General features: G+C 30.6%; 21 protein-coding genes and 1 riboswitch. Of the genes, 14 read left to right on the top strand and 7 right to left on the bottom strand.

Annotated elements, in window-relative coordinates; translation table 11 throughout:
• Window positions 1-42: 42 nt before the first annotated feature.
• The gene (prli42, locus tag CD034_RS11200) at window positions 43-138 is read right to left on the bottom strand and encodes a stressosome-associated protein Prli42 (protein WP_017176262.1); all 96 of its coding nucleotides are present in this window, start codon (window positions 136-138) and stop codon (window positions 43-45) included.
• A gap of 167 nt (window positions 139-305) precedes the next feature.
• Here prli42 and CD034_RS05470 point away from each other — a divergent pair, with 167 nt between their 5' ends.
• From CD034_RS05470 to CD034_RS05460, 3 genes are all read left to right on the top strand, one after another.
• A complete protein-coding gene (locus CD034_RS05470; protein WP_002449815.1) occupies window positions 306-1,430 on the top strand; it encodes a M20/M25/M40 family metallo-hydrolase in 1,125 nt (374 codons plus the stop codon).
• A gap of 77 nt (window positions 1,431-1,507) precedes the next feature.
• Window positions 1,508-2,914, top strand: a complete 1,407-nt coding sequence (gene gnd / locus CD034_RS05465; RefSeq protein WP_002449697.1) for an NADP-dependent phosphogluconate dehydrogenase — start codon at window positions 1,508-1,510, stop codon at window positions 2,912-2,914.
• 362 nt (window positions 2,915-3,276) lie between these two features.
• Window positions 3,277-4,923 (top strand): glycoside hydrolase family 13 protein, encoded by a 1,647-nt coding sequence (locus tag CD034_RS05460; RefSeq protein WP_103288187.1) that lies wholly within the window; start codon window positions 3,277-3,279, stop codon window positions 4,921-4,923.
• A gap of 53 nt (window positions 4,924-4,976) precedes the next feature.
• Here CD034_RS05460 and CD034_RS05455 read toward each other — a convergent pair whose 3' ends face one another.
• Both CD034_RS05455 and zwf read right to left on the bottom strand, forming a co-directional pair.
• Window positions 4,977-5,843 (bottom strand): AraC family transcriptional regulator, encoded by an 867-nt coding sequence (locus CD034_RS05455; protein ID WP_002449782.1) that lies wholly within the window; start codon window positions 5,841-5,843, stop codon window positions 4,977-4,979.
• A gap of 211 nt (window positions 5,844-6,054) precedes the next feature.
• Entirely contained in the window at window positions 6,055-7,539 is a 1,485-nt protein-coding gene (gene zwf / locus CD034_RS05450) for a glucose-6-phosphate dehydrogenase (RefSeq protein ID WP_002449753.1), read from the bottom strand.
• 245 nt (window positions 7,540-7,784) lie between these two features.
• Here zwf and rnz point away from each other — a divergent pair, with 245 nt between their 5' ends.
• On the top strand, window positions 7,785-8,705 hold the full coding sequence (gene rnz / locus CD034_RS05445) for a ribonuclease Z (protein WP_002449876.1): 921 nt from the start codon (window positions 7,785-7,787) through the stop codon (window positions 8,703-8,705).
• An 88-nt stretch (window positions 8,706-8,793) separates the two neighbouring features.
• On the opposite strand, the gene proC is transcribed toward rnz, so the two are convergent.
• On the bottom strand, window positions 8,794-9,609 hold the full coding sequence (gene proC / locus CD034_RS05440) for a pyrroline-5-carboxylate reductase (RefSeq protein WP_103288186.1): 816 nt from the start codon (window positions 9,607-9,609) through the stop codon (window positions 8,794-8,796).
• Between the two features lie 104 nt (window positions 9,610-9,713).
• On the opposite strand from proC, the gene CD034_RS05435 reads away from it, so the two are divergent.
• Window positions 9,714-10,472, top strand: a complete 759-nt coding sequence (locus CD034_RS05435; RefSeq protein WP_002449837.1) for an SDR family NAD(P)-dependent oxidoreductase — start codon at window positions 9,714-9,716, stop codon at window positions 10,470-10,472.
• 91 nt (window positions 10,473-10,563) lie between these two features.
• Here the strand turns inward: CD034_RS05435 and CD034_RS05430 are convergent, their stop codons facing one another.
• Complete coding sequence (locus CD034_RS05430) at window positions 10,564-11,472, bottom strand: aldo/keto reductase (protein WP_002449875.1); 909 nt, start codon at window positions 11,470-11,472, stop codon at window positions 10,564-10,566.
• A gap of 81 nt (window positions 11,473-11,553) precedes the next feature.
• Between CD034_RS05430 and CD034_RS05425 the strand changes: the two genes are divergently transcribed.
• The 3 genes from CD034_RS05425 (at window position 11,554) to xerD (ending at window position 13,698) form a co-directional block, all read left to right on the top strand.
• Entirely contained in the window at window positions 11,554-12,096 is a 543-nt protein-coding gene (locus CD034_RS05425; RefSeq protein WP_002449742.1) for an NUDIX domain-containing protein, read from the top strand.
• Window positions 12,097-12,196: 100 nt separating this feature from the next.
• On the top strand, window positions 12,197-12,643 hold the full coding sequence (gene fur, locus CD034_RS05420) for a ferric iron uptake transcriptional regulator (RefSeq protein WP_002449777.1): 447 nt from the start codon (window positions 12,197-12,199) through the stop codon (window positions 12,641-12,643).
• A 167-nt stretch (window positions 12,644-12,810) separates the two neighbouring features.
• On the top strand, window positions 12,811-13,698 hold the full coding sequence (gene xerD / locus CD034_RS05415; RefSeq protein ID WP_002449900.1) for a site-specific tyrosine recombinase XerD: 888 nt from the start codon (window positions 12,811-12,813) through the stop codon (window positions 13,696-13,698).
• A gap of 25 nt (window positions 13,699-13,723) precedes the next feature.
• On the opposite strand, the gene CD034_RS05410 is transcribed toward xerD, so the two are convergent.
• Complete coding sequence (locus CD034_RS05410; RefSeq protein WP_049431051.1) at window positions 13,724-14,227, bottom strand: DUF309 domain-containing protein; 504 nt, start codon at window positions 14,225-14,227, stop codon at window positions 13,724-13,726.
• 98 nt (window positions 14,228-14,325) lie between these two features.
• On the opposite strand from CD034_RS05410, the gene CD034_RS05405 reads away from it, so the two are divergent.
• The 6 genes from CD034_RS05405 (at window position 14,326) to CD034_RS05380 (ending at window position 19,988) form a co-directional block, all read left to right on the top strand.
• The gene (locus CD034_RS05405) at window positions 14,326-15,057 is read left to right on the top strand and encodes a segregation and condensation protein A (RefSeq protein WP_002449902.1); all 732 of its coding nucleotides are present in this window, start codon (window positions 14,326-14,328) and stop codon (window positions 15,055-15,057) included.
• Window positions 15,050-15,583, top strand: a complete 534-nt coding sequence (scpB, locus tag CD034_RS05400) for an SMC-Scp complex subunit ScpB (RefSeq protein WP_002449749.1) — start codon at window positions 15,050-15,052, stop codon at window positions 15,581-15,583. Before CD034_RS05405 ends, scpB begins: the two co-directional genes overlap by 8 nt.
• Window position 15,584: 1 nt before the next feature.
• Complete coding sequence (locus tag CD034_RS05395; protein WP_103288185.1) at window positions 15,585-16,322, top strand: pseudouridine synthase; 738 nt, start codon at window positions 15,585-15,587, stop codon at window positions 16,320-16,322.
• Between the two features lie 207 nt (window positions 16,323-16,529).
• Window positions 16,530-17,255, top strand: coding sequence for a response regulator (locus CD034_RS05390; RefSeq protein WP_002449874.1), 726 nt, complete (start codon window positions 16,530-16,532; stop codon window positions 17,253-17,255).
• Window positions 17,239-19,005: an ATP-binding protein gene (locus CD034_RS05385; protein WP_002455316.1), complete on the top strand. Its 1,767-nt coding sequence runs from the start codon at window positions 17,239-17,241 to the stop codon at window positions 19,003-19,005. Before CD034_RS05390 ends, CD034_RS05385 begins: the two co-directional genes overlap by 17 nt.
• Window positions 19,006-19,250: 245 nt before the next feature.
• Window positions 19,251-19,378, top strand: a riboswitch (FMN riboswitch).
• A 64-nt stretch (window positions 19,379-19,442) separates the two neighbouring features.
• Window positions 19,443-19,988 (top strand): ECF transporter S component, encoded by a 546-nt coding sequence (locus tag CD034_RS05380; protein WP_002449844.1) that lies wholly within the window; start codon window positions 19,443-19,445, stop codon window positions 19,986-19,988.
• Window positions 19,989-20,071: 83 nt separating this feature from the next.
• Here the strand turns inward: CD034_RS05380 and CD034_RS05375 are convergent, their stop codons facing one another.
• Entirely contained in the window at window positions 20,072-20,320 is a 249-nt protein-coding gene (locus CD034_RS05375) for a ferredoxin (protein ID WP_002449743.1), read from the bottom strand.
• Window positions 20,321-20,395 lie beyond the last annotated feature (75 nt).

The raw sequence follows: 20,395 nt of genomic DNA, 5'->3' as shown, positions 1-20,395 counted from the left end.
CAAATTTGGTTTTTTGTCGATAGTTTCTATTCTAAGTAATTTTTAATGCATGAGAGGAACAAGACTTGTAAGTAACAGTGCAGCTACAACTGCAATTAACATGATAATGATAATAATTTTTAGCACTTTATTATTCAATGTAAACGCTCCTTGAAACCTTTAAATAATTTAATTATTCGTTATATTAATAACTTATAATATATAAAATAACCTTAAATGATTTCGATAAAAATGGCAATCAATTTATTTACTCTAATTCTCAAAGTCAGTTAAAATATTAACTATATAAGAAAGGGGTTTTCATAATGATTAATAGTCGCCGTTTACTTAATACTTTTTTAGAGTTAGTGCAAATTAATTCTGAAACTGGGAATGAAGAAACGATACAACCCATTCTAAAAAAGAAATTTATAGATTTAGGATTAAATGTTGTAGAAGATAATGCGTCTAAAAGAGAATGGTTAGGTGCAAATAATTTAATTTGTACCTTACCAAGTAGTGAAGGAAAAGAACATGTTTCTAAAATCTATTTTACTAGCCATATGGATACAGTTGTTCCAGGTATTAACGTTAAACCAATCCTTAAAGAAGATGGCTATGTATATTCAGACGGCACAACTGTATTAGGGGCAGATGATAAAGCAGGTATAGCTGCTTTGTTAGAAATGATTCAAACTATAAATGAACAAGAATTACCTCATGGACAAATTCAATTTATTATCACTGTAGGAGAAGAAGCAGGTTTAAAAGGTGCTAAAGAATTAGATCAAAACTTAATAGATGCAGAGTTCGGCTATGCTGTTGATGCCAGCCAAGCGGTTGGAACAACAGTGGTGGGTGCCCCAACTCAAATGATTATTAATACAACTATTTATGGGAAAACAGCACATGCTAGTAAACCCAACCAAGGTATAAGTGCAATTCATATTGCAGCTAAGGCGATCAATAAAATGCATTTAGGTCAGATTGATCAAGATACCACAGCTAATATTGGTAAATTTTATGGCGGTTCTGCTACAAATATTGTTGCAGATAAAGTCATTTTAGAGGGAGAAGCTCGTTCGCATAATGATAAAAGTTTAGAGTATCAAGTCAACCATATGAAAGAAACTTTCGAAACTACAGCAAAAGAATTAGGCGGTAAAGCAAATGTTGAAATTTCTAAGAGTTATCCTGGTTTTAGAAGAAACGATTCTGAGACTGTAACTCAGTATGCTATAAAGAGTGCGAAAACTTTAGGTCTTTCAGGTAAAACTGTTATTGCTGGTGGCGGTTCAGATGGCAGTATTATTAACACGTATCATATTCCAACTGTCATATTAGGTGTAGGATATGAACATATTCATACTACTTCTGAACGTATTCCTGTAGCTGCTTTAAATCAACTTACGAGTCAATTGATTAAAATTGTTGAATTAGTAGCGAAATAATATTTTACTTTAGTGAAGTCATTTATATTTTTGTGATACAATACTAATGAAATTATTGAATAAGAGAGGTAAGTAATATGACTCAACAAATAGGTGTTGTAGGTTTAGCTGTTATGGGTAAAAACCTTGCATGGAATATCGAATCACGTGGTTATAGCGTATCTGTTTATAACCGTTCTAGTGATAAAACAGATTTAATGATTAAGGAATCAGAAGGTAAACAAATTCATCCAACGTATTCTTTAGAAGATTTTGTGAACTCTTTAGAAAAACCACGCAAAATATTATTAATGGTTAAAGCTGGTCCTGCTACAGACGCAACAATAGATAGCTTATTACCTTTATTAGATGACGATGACATTTTAATTGATGGGGGTAATACAAACTATCAAGATACAATTCGTCGTAACAAAGCTCTTGCTGAAAGTGGTATCAACTTTATTGGAATGGGGGTTTCTGGTGGTGAAATCGGTGCGTTAACTGGTCCATCTTTAATGCCTGGTGGTCAACAAGAAGCTTACAACAAAGTAAGTGATATTTTAGATGCCATTGCTGCTAAAGCAAAAGATGGTGCTGCATGTGTAGAATATATTGGACCAAATGGTGCAGGACATTATGTAAAAATGGTTCATAATGGTATTGAATATGCTGATATGCAATTAATTGCTGAAAGTTATGCAATGATGAAAGAATTATTAGGTATGTCTCATGAAGAAATTTCTAAAACTTTTAAAGAATGGAATGCTGGAGAATTAGAAAGTTATTTAATTGAAATAACAGGCGATATTTTCACTAAATTAGATGAAAATAATGAGCCTCTTGTAGAAAAAATTCTTGATACTGCTGGTCAAAAAGGAACTGGTAAATGGACATCAATTAATGCATTAGAATTAGGTATACCATTAACAATCATTACTGAATCTGTATTTGCACGTTTCATTTCTTCAATTAAAGAAGAACGTGTGAAGGCATCGAAAGTATTAAGTGGTCCTAAATCAAACTTTGATGGAAATAGAGAAGAATTCTTAGAAAAAATCCGTCAAGCGTTATATATGAGTAAAATTTGTTCATACGCCCAAGGTTTCGCCCAAATGCGTAAAGCGAGCAATGAAAACGAATGGAACCTTAAATTAGGTGATTTAGCAATGATTTGGCGTGAAGGTTGTATTATTCGTGCCCAATTCTTACAAAAAATTAAAGACGCATATGACAATAATTCAGGTCTTCAAAACTTATTATTAGACCCTTATTTCAAAGGTATTGTTACTGAATATCAAGATGCACTTAGAGAAGTAGTTGCTACTGGTGTTAAAAATGGTGTACCAACACCTGGTTTCTCAGCAAGTATCAACTATTATGATAGCTACCGTTCAGAAGATCTACCTGCTAATTTAATTCAAGCACAACGTGATTATTTTGGGGCACATACTTATGAACGTAAAGATAAAGATGGTATTTTCCATACTCAATGGACTGAAGAATAATTATTGCATGATTAAAAATCTGGGACATCATTAAGTGTCTCAGATTTTTTTATTATGATAGGTTTGTATAGATGTCTTAATAAATATAGTCTTGTTATTTTAATTTATATTTAATCGATATATCCCAAGTTGACATTTAGAGACTCGATTAGTACGATAAATATAGGTGTAAACGTTTTCTAAAAAACTGGATTATCCATATATAATGTTATTACATATTATTTTATATTTCTATAAATCCAGAAAAAATTAGATTATATATTAAAGACTAACATTGACTATTAAAATAACTAACTCGAATACTATGATTTATTATTTCAAAGTTCATTTATTTACATAATATTTTCAAAGGAGCGATATAAATGGAAAAAAATTGGTGGAAAGAAGCCGTAGCATATCAAGTGTATCCAAGAAGTTTTAATGATAGCAATAATGATGGTATTGGTGATTTACCAGGGATGGTAGAAAAGTTGGATTATCTGAAAGATTTAGGTATTGATGTCATTTGGCTTAGTCCTATGTATAAATCTCCAAACGACGATAATGGTTATGATATTAGTGATTATCAAGATATTATGGAAGAATTTGGAACAATGGAAGACTTTAATCATTTGTTATCTGAGGTTCATAAGCGTGGAATGAAATTAATTTTAGACCTTGTTGTTAACCATACATCTGATGAACACCCATGGTTTATAGAATCTCGTTCTAGTAAAGATAATCCTAAACGAGATTGGTACATTTGGGCAGATCCTAAACCTGACGGTTCTGAACCTAATAATTGGGAGAGTATTTTCAATGGTTCAACATGGGAATATGATGACACAACAAAACAGTATTATTTCCATTTATTTAGTAAAAAGCAACCTGATTTAAATTGGAGTAATCCTGATGTTAGAGAAGCTGTTTTTAAAATGATGAATTGGTGGTTCGAAAAAGGAATTGATGGTTTTAGAGTCGATGCGATCACTCATATCAAAAAAACATTTGAAGCTGGTGATTTACCTGTTCCAAAAGGAAAACAATACGCTCCAGCATTTGATGTTGATATGAATCAACCAGGCATTCAAGATTGGCTTCAAGAAATGAAGGACAAATCACTTAGTCATTATGACATTATGACTGTTGGAGAAGCAAATGGCGTGAATCCAGATAATGCAAAAGAGTGGGTTGGAGAAAAAGAAGGTAAATTTAATATGATTTTCCAATTTGAACATTTAGGTTTATGGAGTACTGGAGACTCTAAATTTGATATTTTATCTTATAAAAATGTATTAAACCGTTGGCAAAAACAACTAGAGGGTATAGGATGGAATGCACTATTTATCGAAAATCATGATCAACCTAGACGTGTTTCTACTTGGGGAGATGATAAAAAGTATTGGTTTGAATCTGCTACTAGCCATGCAGTGGTATATTTCTTACAACAAGGCACACCTTTTATTTATCAAGGTCAAGAAATTGGTATGACAAACTATCCATTTGAAAGTATTGAAACATTTAACGATGTTGCTGTAAAAACAGAATATCAAATTGTTAAATCTCAAGGTGGAGATGTTAATCAGTTATTAGATAAATATAAAATGGAGAATCGTGATAATTCTAGAACACCTATGCAGTGGACTAATGAAGTAAATGGAGGTTTTACTGAAGGTACGCCATGGTTCCCAGTCAATCCTAACTATAAAACAATAAATGTAGCACAACAATCCGAGGATTCAGATTCCGTTCTTAATTTTTATAAACGTCTAATTAAAATAAAAAAATCTGATGATATATATACTTATGGTGAATTTAATTTAATCGATGATGCGAACGAGAATATTTTTGCTTACACACGTAAACTCAATAATAAGACAGTTCTAGTTGCAGGAAATTTAACAGATCATGTTGCATCATTAAATTTACCATTCGAAGTTGAACCATCTCAAATTAAGCTACACAATTATAAAAATGATTTAGATATCACTAATATGAGACCTTTTGAAGCGTTCGTAGCCGAACTTTAATAGTAAAGCGTTAGATGACATAAGTTTAATAACTTAGTCATCTAACGCTTCTTTTATTCTATATCATAAGTTTCTTGTTTAATAGGTAGCCATAACTGTATTTTAGTGAACGGGTCCTCGAATGAGAGATCAAAAGGATAAATTTCAACATATAAGCTATTTTTTTCATAAGGTAGAGTAAGTTGTAAGCTGGATTCAATATAATACCAAGCTTCATTAACAGTATAATCCACTTGACCTTGCAAATTAAATTTTGCATAGTGTCGCCCTGGCAACAATCGACTTTCTAAGTGAGCTGGATAACGTTCACTAGGTACGCCCACAAATAATTCTACACCTTCATCTAAAGGACATGTAATAACAAATAACTCATATGGACTTATATTATTATATCGTTTTAATTCTTTTATTTTACCATCTAAATATAAATCTTCTAAAAAATCAGGAACTTTGTAAGGGTTAGATAGTTGATTAGCCTCAATATATTTTACATATCCAACTAAAGGTGTGTCTTTAGTTGTTTCTAGTCTGTAAGGGTATGGTGCTCTTTCTGTAGTTGTTAATTTAATATACAAACGTTCATTCATTTTTAGTTCTTCTTTTTTAGTAGAAGCTTGAATAGGAGATATTCCATGAAAATCACTAAAATCATTTGCAAAGTCATTGGAACTTAAATAATTATAGCGTTTTGCTACATCAACCAATCTCGAAGAACTTTGTATCATTTCTTTAGCAGCTTCAGTCATTTTTCGAGAGTGAGCATAACTTTCAGGAGGTTGTCCAACAATCATTTTAAACGATTGATCAAGATGGTAAGGGGAAAGACCAACGTAATCACTTAAATCTTGCAAATTAAAAGGCTCTAATAAATGATCTTCTATATATACAATTGCCTGTTGTATCTGCTTGATAACGTCCAAAACCTTCACTCCAATAAATTTACAATCAATACTAATATTTTACATTATTTTATAAAAATATACATCAATAATATAAAATTAAATTAAATTTTTAAATGACTCTTTCAATATTCAATTTAAAAAGGACAAGACCTTATTTTCAATGAGTGAAAATAATATAATATGTCTTATCCTTTATACATCTATCACATGAAGCTTCTAGTATATCTGTTTATTGAATATCGTCCCACCAATGATTTCCATCTCTGCTTAATAATAAATCACTTTCGATAGGGCCATTTGTCCCTGATTTATAATTAGGGAAGTTTGGATCAATCATGGTCCAATGTTCTTGAATAGCGTCTACAAATTTCCATGTAGATTTAAGTTCTTCCCAATGTGTAAAGTTGGTTGCATCACCTTTAAGACAATCGAATAACAAGTTTTCATATGCATCTACTGTGTTCATTTTATCTTGTGCACTCATAGCATAAGACAGTTGAACAGGCTTTGTTTCGATACCTTGAATACTTTTCTTAGCATTTAAGTGTAATGAAATCCCTTCATTAGGTTGAATATTAATAACTAATAAATTAGAATCTAGTAGTCGATCCGTTTGATAATATAAATTCATAGGAACTTCTTTAAATTCTACAACAACTTGTATACATTTAGACTTCATACGCTTACCAGTACGAATGTAGAATGGTACACCAGCCCAACGGAAGTTATCGATAGTTAATCTTCCAGAAACAAAGGTTGGTGTATTGGAATCAGACGCAACACGATCTTCATCTCTATAAGCGATAACACGTTGGTCATTAATAGTCCCTTCTCCATATTGTCCACGCACAAAGTTTTGATTGACTTCTTCAGGTTTTAATTGTCTTAAAGATTTTAATACTTTCACCTTTTCAGCTCGAATATCTTCACTTTTAAGACTAATAGGTGCTTCCATTGCTAGTAATGCAACCATTTGTAACATATGGTTTTGTACCATATCTTTTAATGCACCGCTCGATTCATAATAACCTCCACGATCCTCAACACCTAGTATTTCTGAAGAAGTGATTTGGATATTAGAGATATACTTATTATTCCAAAGAGGTTCAAACATCGCATTAGCAAATCGTAGAACTTCGATATTTTGCACCATATCTTTACCAAGATAGTGATCAATTCTGTATATTTCTTCTTCTTTAAATGATTGTCGTAATTGATTATTTAATTTTTCAGCAGATTTAAAATCACTACCAAATGGTTTTTCAATTACAAGGCGTTTAAATCCTTTAGTTTCAGTTAAGCCAGAAGCTTTTAAATAATCAGAAATTGGTCCAAAGAATTGAGGTGCCATTGCTAAATAGAATAGGCGATTACCTTCTAATTTAAATGTATCATCAAGTTCATTAGAGAATGTTAATAATTCATGATAACTTTCTTCTTCATTGACATCATTTTTAAAATAGAAAACATGTTCTATGAATTCATCGAGTCGATCAGTATCTTTGACGTGCGTTTGAATAGATTGTTTAACTTGTTCACGGAAAAAGTCGTTAGTATAATCTCTTCGACCAACGCCAATAATGGCAATATGGTCATCTAAATTATCTTGTTGATATAAATGGAATAAAGAAGGGAATAATTTTCTATGACTCAAATCTCCAGTTGCGCCAAATATAGTAATTAAACAAGGGATATGTTTAGTGTGTGTGTTCAAATTCAAAACCTCAATTCTTTAATTGCTATGATTAATTCATTATAAATTAAAACTGTTTTTCTTGATATGTTTTTGCCTAAAATTGTTGATAATATTTACAACATTAAACTAAATAACATACAATTTATTTTTTATAAGTTACATTATACCCTAAATTCTGATAAATTCATTTATTTTATTTCATATGATAACAAACTTATAGACGTATGATAAAATATATTATTGAAGAAAGAGGAGGCAAATGCATGGAAGTTACATTTTTTGGAACGAGTGCGGGTTTACCTACTAAAGATCGTAATACTCAAGCGATTGCTTTAAATTTAGAACCTTATTCAAATTCAGTATGGTTATTCGATGTAGGAGAGGGGACTCAACATCAAATTTTGCATCACTCAATAAAATTAGGCAAAGTTGATCATATTTTTATTACGCATATGCATGGCGACCACATTTTTGGATTACCTGGATTATTAACAAGTCGTTCATTCCAAGGTGGAGAAGATAAGCCATTGACGTTAATAGGGCCAACAGGTTTACAACAATTTATTGAAACTGCTTTGAAATTATCTGAATCTCATTTAAACTATCCTATTACATATATTGAAATTGATAATAATTTTACATATCATCATCATGGCTTTACAGTTTCATCAAGGTTATTAAATCATGGTATACCTTCATATGGTTATCGAATTGAGGCTCCTACAACACCAGGTACAATTGATGTAACTGCATTAAAGGCAATTGGACTAGAACCGGGTCCTAAATATCAAGAAGTAAAAATGTTTGATACTTTTGAATATAATAATCAAATTTATCTTTCTAAAGACTTTAAAGGTCCAGCCAAACCAGGACCTATTGTTACTATTTTTGGAGATACGAAACCGTGTGACAACGAATATATACTTGCAGAAAATGCGGATATTATGATTCATGAAGCAACATATATTGAAGGTGACAAAATTTTAGCAAATAACTATCATCATAGTCACATTGATGATGTATTTAGGTTAATTCATCAGTCTAATGTGAAGAAAAGTTTTATTACCCACCTAAGTAATCGATATAATTTAGAAGATATAGAAGAGATAAACCGTGCATTAAAAGAAATGAAAGATACACCAAACTTTGAGTTTGTTAAAGACTTCGATACATTCAAATTTTAAATAATATTAGCGTTTTATAATGATACGTAAAAACTCATAAAAAGCTATAACGATATGTATGACTTAATTTTCGTTATAGCTTTTTTTATTACTCATCTTCACTTTTAGAAAGGGCAATACTTCTATCAACTGCCGCGTCTAGACAGGCTTTAAAAATACTCTCAATATCATGTCGATCAAGTTCATTTAATCCAGCTTGTGTTGTACCACCTTTAGAGGTAATATTTTTTCTAAGTTGTTCCATACTTAAATCCGATCGTTCAATCATCTTACTTGTTCCAATAATGAGATTCTTAATGGATTCTTCAACTTGTTTCTTTTCAAGACCTAATGATGTTCCTGCTTTAACATATTGTTCAAATACGTGATATAAAAAAGCTGGTCCGCTTCCTGTAATAGCCGTCACTTGATGTAAATATTCTTCGTCAACTTCAATAACTGAGCCAAAAGCACTAATTAATTCTGTTACTTCATCTTTAGAATGAGGATCGAAATTACCAGAAAAACTAATACCTGTCACTGAATGACCTACCTGTGCATTTGTATTAGGCATAATTCTAGCAACAGGATTATTCGTTTCTAACTTTTCTCGGATATAATTTATCGATAAACCAGCCATAATAGATATAAAACGATGGTCTGATTGTATATGTGATTTAATACGTGATGCGACCGTTTCAAAATCATGAGGTTTAGTACCTAAAAAAACATAATCTGCATCTTTTAATAAAAATGCATCATCGTAACTGTATTTTACTCCTAATTCTTTCGCAAATAATTTTAAAGTATTCTCATTTGATTTATTTGTTAAATAAATATCGTTATGATTTAATATTTTAGAATCAATAATTCCTTTAAAAATGGCTTGTGCCATGTTACCAGCGCCATAAAATACTAACTTCATAAAATAGCACCATCCTTACCCTTAATTGATAAAACTATAGTAACATATTCATTATAATTATTATCAAAAATTAACTATACTTGTTAGATAGGAGAGACTCATCAGTGATTGTAGGTAAACATTTCATCGTAACTGGAGGAACTAGTGGCTTAGGTTTAGAAATAACGAAAAAATTATTAAAAAAAGGTGCATATATTACCCTCATTGTTCGTAGTACGGAGAAATTCGAAAATATTAATTTTAATCCGTACAAACATCGTGTTTCAATGATTAAATGTAATTTACAAGATACTTCACAAATAGATACTATTTCTAAATCCCTTTGTTATCCGATTGACGGAATTATTTATAGTGCAGGTTTAGGCTTTTTTAAATCAATACAATCTCATTCGTTAGAAGAAACCTTGGAGACTTATGATGTGAATGTGCTTGGTTTTATTACATTATTTAAAACTGTTAAACCATATTTAACAATGAATGCTTCTATAGTGGCTATTTCAAGTCAGGCAGCATTTGTAACGCAAGCGAACGCTGCATTTTATGGCTCATCTAAAGCTGCTTTAAATGGCGTATTAAATGCTCTAAGAATTGAGGAGCAAGGCTTTCATGTTATGACTGTTAATCCAGGTCCCATTAATACACCATTTCACAAAAAAGCAGATCCATCATTGAAGTACGCTAATAAATATGCATCACTAATGATAGATCCTAAAATACTCGCAGAAGATATCGTTAAAGGTATCATCACTCGTAAAGTAGAAATTAACAAGCCGCTATGGATGAATCCACTATTAAAACTTTACCAATTAGCTCCTAGAAAAATTGAAAAATATTTTACTTCATTGTTTAAAAATAAAATATAATTTAACCTAAAAAAATGATGAAGCATTCATCATAGATACTTCATCACTTGTACTTTACATCAACGATTGTTTATAAGAATTTATTAATTAATTACTCAAGATGCTGAGTATATTCTAAATCTTTCACGCGGTGACGTGCAGATTTAATTTGATCCAAACTTACTGTTTTATTAAAATTAGTAATATTATCTTTTAATTGTGAAACAGAACTTGCACCAACAATAATAGATCCTAATGCATCATGGGATTTTAAATATTCGAATGATAAAGCACTTAAATTACTTTCAACTTCCTTAACAGAAGCAATCGTTTCTCCTAATTCATGATAATTATAGTCAAAAATACCATCTGAGAATTTCTGATCAAGTACATTAACACTATTTGAAGTAAGTAACCCTTTAAACACGGGACCACGTGCTAAAACTTTTACACCATGAGAATGAATGTGATTCAAAAGACGTTCTGGACGATTATCAATAAGATTAAATTGAGACATAATCGTTTCTATTTGACTATGTTTTAAATAATACTCAATCACGTTAGGTCTAATAGAAGAAATTCCATAAGCTTTGATTACACCTTCTTTTTTCAGTTCATCGAATGCACTAATCGTCTCATCTAGGGGATCATCAATTGTACCACCGTGAAGTTGATAAAGATCTAACTGTTCTAAACCTAAACGTTTTAAAGAACTTTTAACACTTTCTTTAATATATTTTTTTGAAGGATCCCAAGTAGTACTACCATCATTAAGCGGTCTATTTCCTACTTTTGTTCCTATAACAATATCATCTCTATTTTGATATTTCTTTAAAGACTTTCCAACAATGTCTTCATTGACACCTCTATCATAAATATCTGCGGTATCAAAATATGTGATACCATTTTCAATTGCACACTCAATGATTTCCTCTGCGTGATGGTATTCTGTGCCTAAACTCATACACCCTAAACCTAGTTCCGAAATTTCAATGCCACTTTTTAATATATTTTTTTGCATGAACAATCTCCTTCCGATACACTTTAGTTAACGCATTTATCTTATCAATTTATTAACTTAATGAAAAGGGACGTGGATATAATGGACTTTAATGAAAAAACTTTTGATAGAACAGTCATTTATAATGGTAAAATTATCGATCTAGAACTACACGATGTGGAGTTACCAGACGGGAAAACTTCCAAGAGAGAAATTATCAAGCATAATGGTGCTGTGGCAATTTGCGCTATTACTCCAGAAAAAGAAGTATTATTGGTTAAACAATATCGTAAACCTATTGAAAAACCCTTGTTAGAAATTCCAGCAGGTAAACTAGAAGAAGATGAAGAAAGAGAAGAAGCAGCTAAACGCGAATTAGAAGAAGAAACTGGCTACAAAGCTAATCATCTAACATTCATCACTCATATGTATGGTTCTCCAGGATTTTCAAATGAGAAACTAACCATTTATTTTACTGATAATTTAAGTGAAGGAGAATTGAATCTGGATGATGACGAATTTGTAGAATTGCATAAAATACACTTAGATGATATCCATGCACTTTTAGAAAATCATGAAATTGAAGATGCGAAAACAATGATTGCTTTACAATATGTATTATTAAATTATAATCATTCTAAATAAGACGTGATAACTACTTGATTTTTACTAAATTTATTGGTAATTTATTAATTGAAATAATTTAATTTAAAATGATTATAATTAATTGAGGAGTGATGCTCCCGTGGAAGAACGTCTAAATAGAGTAAAACAACAATTACAGCAATCTTCTTACAAATTAACGCCTCAACGCGAAGCAACAGTTCGTGTGTTAATTGAAAATGAAAAAGATCATCTAAGTGCTGAAGACGTATATTTAAAGGTAAAAGATAAAGCACCTGAAATAGGTTTAGCTACTGTTTATCGAACTTTAGAACTACTTGCTGAATTAAAAGTAGTAGATAAAATTAATTTTGGTGATGGCGTAGCACGATTTGATTTGAGAAAAGAAGGTGCTAAACATTTTCATCATCACTTAGTTTGTATGGAATGTGGTAAGGTAGAGGAAATTCATGAAGATTTATTACCAAAAGTGGAAGAACGTGTTGAATCAGAATATCAATTTAAAATTTTGGATCATCGCTTAACATTTCACGGTATATGTTCAGAATGTCAAGCTAAAGGTAAATAATAAGTTAAACCTAATAAAGTGTTGTATCAACTTTATATGCAAATGCCTAGAAGAGCTTTTCAAGATAAAAAAAAGTGATATGTAATAATTAATCGATAGAAGGTGTGAAATTAAGAATCAACTTTGAATTCTATTTCATACCTTTTTTATATAAACAGAGGTGTAATATGAATACGATTATTGAAGAATTCTTAAAATTTATTCAAATTGAAAAGGGATTGAGTGACAATACTATCGGCGCATATCGACGCGATTTAGCTAAATATGAAGAGTACATGAAAGAACATAAAATTGCTCATATCGATTTTATTGATCGCCAAGTCATACAAGAATGCTTAGGATATTTAATAGACCAAGGTGCTTCAGCTAAATCAATGGCGCGTTTTATCTCTACAATTCGCAATTTTCATCAATTTGCACTTAGAGAAAAATATGCCGCTAAAGATCCAACAGTCTTAATTGAAACTCCGAAATATGAGAAGAAGTTACCCGATGTTTTAGAAGTTGAGGAAGTACTTCAACTTTTAGAAACACCGGACTTAAATAAGAAAAATGGGTATCGTGATCGTACAATATTAGAATTATTATATGCGACTGGCATGCGTGTTTCGGAACTGATACAAATTAATATTGAGGATATCAATCTTATTATGGGATTTGTTAGAGTATTTGGTAAAGGTAATAAAGAACGAATTATACCATTAGGAGACACTGTGATTGAATTTCTAGATACGTATTTAGAAAAGGTACGTCCTCAACTTTTGAAAAAGACTATTACGAATGTATTATTTTTAAATATGCACGGTAGACCTTTAACTAGACAAGGAATATGGAAAATGATTAAACAATATGGTTTGAAGGCCAATATTAATAAAACTTTAACCCCTCATACGTTGAGACATTCATTTGCTACACATCTTTTAGAAAATGGGGCAGATCTAAGAGCAGTTCAAGAAATGCTTGGTCATTCAGATATTTCAACGACACAACTTTATACACATGTGTCTAAATCCCAAATAAGACAAATGTATAATCAATTTCATCCTAGAGCTTAAAATAAAAGAAAGAAAAGTGAATTATTTAACTTTTCTTTCTTTTATTTTTAAGTGCTTTTTTTCTAGCTGCAATGATATCGCTTCTATCTCTTAGACGATGACAATTAACAATCATGTCATCATTGTTAATTTGTTTCTTATATTCATAATTAGGATATAAATTGATAAGTTCCCTTTCTATTGAAGATGTAATTGGCAACTGTATTGGTTGAAATGTCTGATCATGTTTCACTTTTTCTATTTGATTTTGAATCAATAAAGTAAATTCATTGACCTTTAAACCTAGTGTATCCTTATCCTTTGCATGCTTAAATGTATATAACGCTTTTTTAAAGCTTTTTAATGCACCTAACTTATTACATCGTCTATAGTGATACATGGCAGTTGAAAATAGTATTAAACTCACTATAGCATCTTTCTTAGAAAAATTAGGGTTAGACTTCCATAATTCTTCTAAAATATCATGACATAAAAAATAATGTTGGTGTGTATGAAATTGATAGTAGAATTGACTTAATGCTTTATTCATGAATACTCCCCCTTAATTTAATTCTAATATATATTCATGCTATAATATTTAGGTGAATTATGCACAATTTAGATTTTATAATACAAGGAAGTTAATTTATGTACGAAGTTAAATTAGATGCTTTTAATGGCCCATTAGATTTACTTCTTCATTTAATTCATAAATATGAAATAGATATTTATGATATACCAATGAAAGCTTTAACTGAACAATATATGCAATATGTTCATGCAATGAAAGAAGTTGAAATTAATATTGCAAGTGAATATTTAGTGATGGCTTCAGAATTATTAATGATAAAAAGTAGATTATTATTGCCACAACAAGAAACTGAAAATGACTTAGAAGAAGATCCTCGTGAGGACCTTGTAGGTCGTTTAATCGAATATCAAAATTATAAAGAATATTCTTTACTATTAACAGAATTAAAAAAAGAACGAGAATTATATTATACTAAATCACCAGCTGATTTATCTCACTTGGAAAAAGAAACGCATTGGGACAAAAATCAAACGATTGATTTGACTCAACTGATTGTTGCATACCAAAGAGTAAAAAATAGAGTAGCATTAAATACGCCAAAAGTAGTTGAAATTTCAAAAGATACTTTTACAATTCAACAAGCTACTGAAGTGGTTGCTAAACATTTAGAGAAACAAACAGCATTTAACTTCTTTAGTTTATTTAACTTTAATGAACCTGTGAGTAAAGTCGTTACACATTTCTTAGCAATATTAGAAATGGCTAAAGCAGGTCTTATTAATATAGAACAGTCAAATAACTTTGAAGACATCAATATCATTAGAGGAGTGAACTATGCGATTGGATAACCTTGGAATTATAGAGTCCTTATTATTTACTGTAGGCGATGAAGGACTGGAAGCACGTCAGCTTGCAGATATTTTAAAAATGGATTTAGATGAACTTGATCAATTAATTTCGACGTATCATTCAAAAGGTCTTGAAATACAAAGATATGGTTCCATTTATATGTTAACCTCCAAAAAAGAGTGTGCACCTTTTATCGAAGTACTAGTGAAGCAAAAAGCAAACATGAAATTATCTCAAGCTGCTATGGAGACACTATCAATTATTGCTTATAATCAACCATTAACTAGAAGTGATATCGAAATAACAAGAGGTATCAATTCTGATGGTGCAGTGAGAACATTAATTGCTAGAGGACTTATTGAAGCAAAAGACATGGAGAATTCGCGGAGTCATTTACTCATGACTACTGATTTATTTTTAAATGTTTTTGGAATGAAATCAATAGAAGAATTACCATCTACTGAAGAAGATAACGAAGAGATTGAGAATTTCTTTAGTACACTTACAAATCAAAAGGAGAAATAAAATGAATAAAGATTTAGAAAGACTTCAAAAACGAATTGCTAACAGTGGATATACCTCTCGAAGAAAGGCAGAAACTTTAATCGCTGAAGGTAAAGTGAAAGTAAATGGTCAAGTAGTTACAGAACTTGGAACGAAAGTTAAATCTTCAGACACTGTTGAAGTTGAAGGAATTAAAATTGAGCAAGAAGATAAAATTTATATTCTGTTCTATAAACCAACGCAAGTTATTACTAGTGTTTCAGATGATAGAGGTAGAACGGTTGTAACAGATTATTTTAAAGATTTAGAAGCAAGAATTTATCCAGTTGGACGATTAGACTATGATACTTCAGGGTTATTATTACTTACAAATGATGGTGAATTTACTAACCTAATGACTCATCCCAGATATCATATTCAAAAAAAATATGTTGCAAAATTAAAAGGGTATTTAATGAGAGAAGAAGTTAAATCATTAGAACAAGGAATTGAATTAGAGGATGGTTTTACACAACCTGCTCAAGTTAAAATAAAAAATCAAAATAAAGAAAAAAATACGACACTGGTTGAAATAACTATTAGCGAAGGTAGAAATAGACAAGTTCGACGTATGTTCGAACATTTTAATCACACCGTCGATAAATTAATACGAATCGAATTTGGAAATCTTAATTTAAAAGGATTAAATGCAGGTGAAGGTAGAGTATTAACACCTCATGAGGTGAAAATATTAAGACATATGGCTGAAAATGGTAATTAATTCGAAATAACTTAACAATACAAAGTATATTCTCAATTACAATGTGTATTCTTTTTTTATTTATTCACTGTAATAATAAATCATAGGTTCTACATTAAAAAAGATATTTTGATATTTTTTTCACAAAGTCAATTGAATAGAAAGCTTTAATATAGTGAATATGCTATAATTAAAACGGTATAGAGCATGTGTAGGAGGTATATTGTAATGACGAATGAAATATTAATTGTAGACGATGAAGATAGAATCAGAAGATTATTAAAACTTTACTTAGAAAGAGAATCGTTTACTATCCATGAAGCAAGTGATGGTAAAGAAGCATATGAACTTGCTATGGAAAATGACTATGCGTGCATTCTTTTAGATTTAATGTTGCCTGAAATGGATGGTATTGAAATGTCGTCAAAATTACGTGAGCATAAAGATACGCCTATTATTATGCTTACAGCTAAGGGCGAAGAAACTAATCGTGTGGAAGGGTTCGAATCAGGTGCAGATGATTATATAGTGAAGCCTTTCTCTCCCCGAGAAGTCGTATTAAGAGTGAAAGCATTACTACGTAGAACTCAAACATCTAAACCAGAACAAAGCGAACCACATGCAAGAGATGTCATTGAGTTTAATCATCTTATTATCGATAATGATGCGCATCGTGTATTAGCGGATCAACAACAAGTGAATTTAACTCCAAAAGAATATGAGTTATTAATATACTTAGCAAAAACACCTAATAAAGTATTTGATCGTGAACAACTATTAAAAGAAGTTTGGCATTATGAATTTTATGGTGATTTAAGAACTGTAGACACACATGTTAAACGATTAAGAGAAAAATTAAATCGAGTTTCTGAAGAAGCAGCACATATGATTCAAACCGTTTGGGGTGTCGGTTACAAATTTGAGGTCAATACAAATGATGAATCGTCTAAATAGTGTTGTTATAAAACTGTGGTTAACTATAATATTTATAGTAACGACAGTTTTAATTTTATTAAGTGCAGCATTAATTACATTTATTCAATATTATTACACCCAACAAACAGAAAATGCTATAAGAGAAGATGCTTCAAGAATTAGTCACCTTGTTGAAAAAGCTGATAACAAGTCACTTGCCATACAACATAGTCAGGAATTGATTGATGGCACAGGTGGCGTTATTATTATGTCTAATAAAAATATGTCAGCAGAAAAATCATATAATTTGATTAAAAAAAGAATGTTAAAAGAAATTCAAAACAACGACAACTTTAATAAAGTATTTAATACAGGGAAATCTGCCACACAAAATGTCACAATAAGTGAAAAAGGGACATCCCATTCTTATATTCTTTTAGGATATCCGATGCAATCTCAAGATCGTAAGCATGCTAAGTTTAGCGGAGTATTTATATATCAAGATTTAAAAACAATTGAAGATACTAATAATGCAATTACCATTATTATTTTAATTACTGCTATTGTATTTTTTATTGTTTCAACGATTTTTGCGTTCTTTTTATCTAATCGTATTACTAAACCACTTAGAAAATTAAGTACACAGGCAATTAATGTATCGAATGGAGATTACTCTCAAAAAACAACCGTAAATACGAAAGATGAAATTGGTGAACTTTCTTATACTTTTAATAATATGAGTTATAAAATTCAAGAGCACATTGAAGCTTTATCTACTCAAAAAAATATTCGTGATCGTTTATTTAATTCTATGATTGAAGGTGTAGTGGGTTTAAATGATAAAAGTGAAATTATTTTATCTAACAAAATGGCAGACCAAATACTACCGACAATTGATAAATCTATTTATTCAGAAATTAAAAATCAAATTAATGCCACGTTTCATTCAAAAGGCACAGAGTTTAATGAATATGCAATAAACTCTAAGTATTATGTATTTATAATGAGTTATATTGATCGTATTCAACAAGATGGTCGTAGTGGAATTGTAATCATCATAAGAGATATGACAAATGAACATAATCTTGATCAAATGAAAAAAGATTTTATCGCAAACGTATCCCATGAACTCCGTACACCGATTTCGTTATTACAAGGTTATACTGAATCGATAGTTGATGGCATTGTAACAGAACCTAACGAAATCAAAGAATCACTATCAATTGTATTAGATGAAACAAAACGACTTAATCGCCTTGTCAACGAGCTTTTAAATGTTGCAAGAATGGATGCGGAAGGATTAACCATTAATAAAGAAATACAGCCCATAATGCCATTATTACGCAAAATACAACTTAAATACCGTCAACAAGCACAAGATTTAGAACTAAACATAGACTTGTTACCAAATATTAATGAAGATGATTTATGGAATTACGATGCTGATCGAATTGATCAAGTACTCACAAACTTAATTGATAATGCAACACGCTATACACACCCTGGAGATTCAATTACGATTACTGCTAATAAAGATAGTCAGTATCAAATTTTAAATATAAACGACACAGGTAGCGGTATTGCTCCTGAACATCTTGATCATGTATTTGATCGTTTTTATAAAGTAGAAGCTTCTAGAACTAGGGGTAAACAAGGAACTGGTTTAGGATTATTTATTAGTAAGATGATTATTCAAGAGCATGGCGGAATTATTTCTGTAGAAAGTACAGTGAATAAAGGCACAACCTTTATTATTAAATTACCTAAACCTTCTATAGATTCTAAATAATTAACTTTCAACAAAATAGGATTAAATATCCAAATTTTTTGAGATTATGTTCTTCAAAGTTAAAGATAAAACTTTGAAGAGCATTTTTATATCTATAGTTTTTTAAATATAATATTTCATGTCATATTAATTTAAAATCAGTCGATGAAACTGATGAAACATATCTCTCATTTTTATAAATAAACAGACATATTGCAATGAAAGATTTATTCGTGTAATATAAATTTTAAATGATAAATTCAATAATTCATCTTCGGGGTAGGGTGTAATTCCCAACCGGCAGTAATTTGAGCCTGCGACCTGCTTCAATAGAAGTGGCTGATTCAGTGTAAATCTGAAGCCGACAGTATAGTCTGGATGGGAGAAGGTGGAGGTTTTTTGTTGTGTAAAAGTATCCTCCAATTCTTAGTAAGATGAATGGAAGGAGAAAACTGAATATGCAACAAAATAAGCGTTTAATTACCATAAGTATGTTGAGTGCAATTGCATTCATATTAACATTTTTGAAATTTCCGTTACCATTTTTGCCTCCATACTTAACATTAGATTTTAGTGATGTACCGACTTTATTAGCTACTTTTATTTTTGGTCCTTTATCTGGTCTTCTTGTAGCATTAATTAAAAATATATTAAATTTCTTATTTAATATTGGCGATCCTGTTGGGCCTGTGGCAAATTTTTTAGCTGGAGCTAGTTTTTTACTAACAGCTTATTTTGTTAGTCATCGTAAACAATATTCATCTCGTCGTTCACTAATTATAGGATTAGTTGCCGGTACTATTGCAATGACTATCGTTTTAAGTATTTTAAATTATTTTGTCTTACTACCTTTATATGGTATGATATTTAATCTTGGTGATGTGTTTACTAATTTAAAAGTAATCATTTTATCTGGTATTATTCCTTTTAATATTATTAAAGGATGTGTCATATCGATCATTTTTATCTTGCTATATCGCCGTTTAAAAAAAGTGTTGAAATAAAATTAAAACCTCCGATGACTTCTAAGTAGGAATCATCGGAGGTTTTATATTATAATTATGGTAATACAATTTTATTTACAGATTTATTCAAATTTTAAGGCATCTCCATCAAAAGGCTCTTCTTCAATTTTAATTGAATCAGTTGGACAGCCTTCAAGAGCATCTTCCATATCTTCATATAATTCTTCTGGTACTTCTGCAGTACCTTGATTATCGTCAAGGATTACGAAAGCAATACCTTCGTCATCATAATCGTAAATATCTGGTGCAGCAGCGCCACAAGCACCACAAGCAATACATGTATCCATATCAACGATTGTGTACTTTGCCATTTTATTCGCCTCCTTTGATAAAAATGCTACACTAGTCATAATAAATAATTTTATTATATTCTAGATATAAAAGTT

Origin of the sequence: Staphylococcus hominis subsp. hominis, from assembly GCF_002901845.1 — a bacterium.
Classification (GTDB): domain Bacteria; phylum Bacillota; class Bacilli; order Staphylococcales; family Staphylococcaceae; genus Staphylococcus; species Staphylococcus hominis.
Note: the sequence above shows the minus strand (reverse complement) of the source record. Positions and strands in the feature narration are given on the sequence as shown.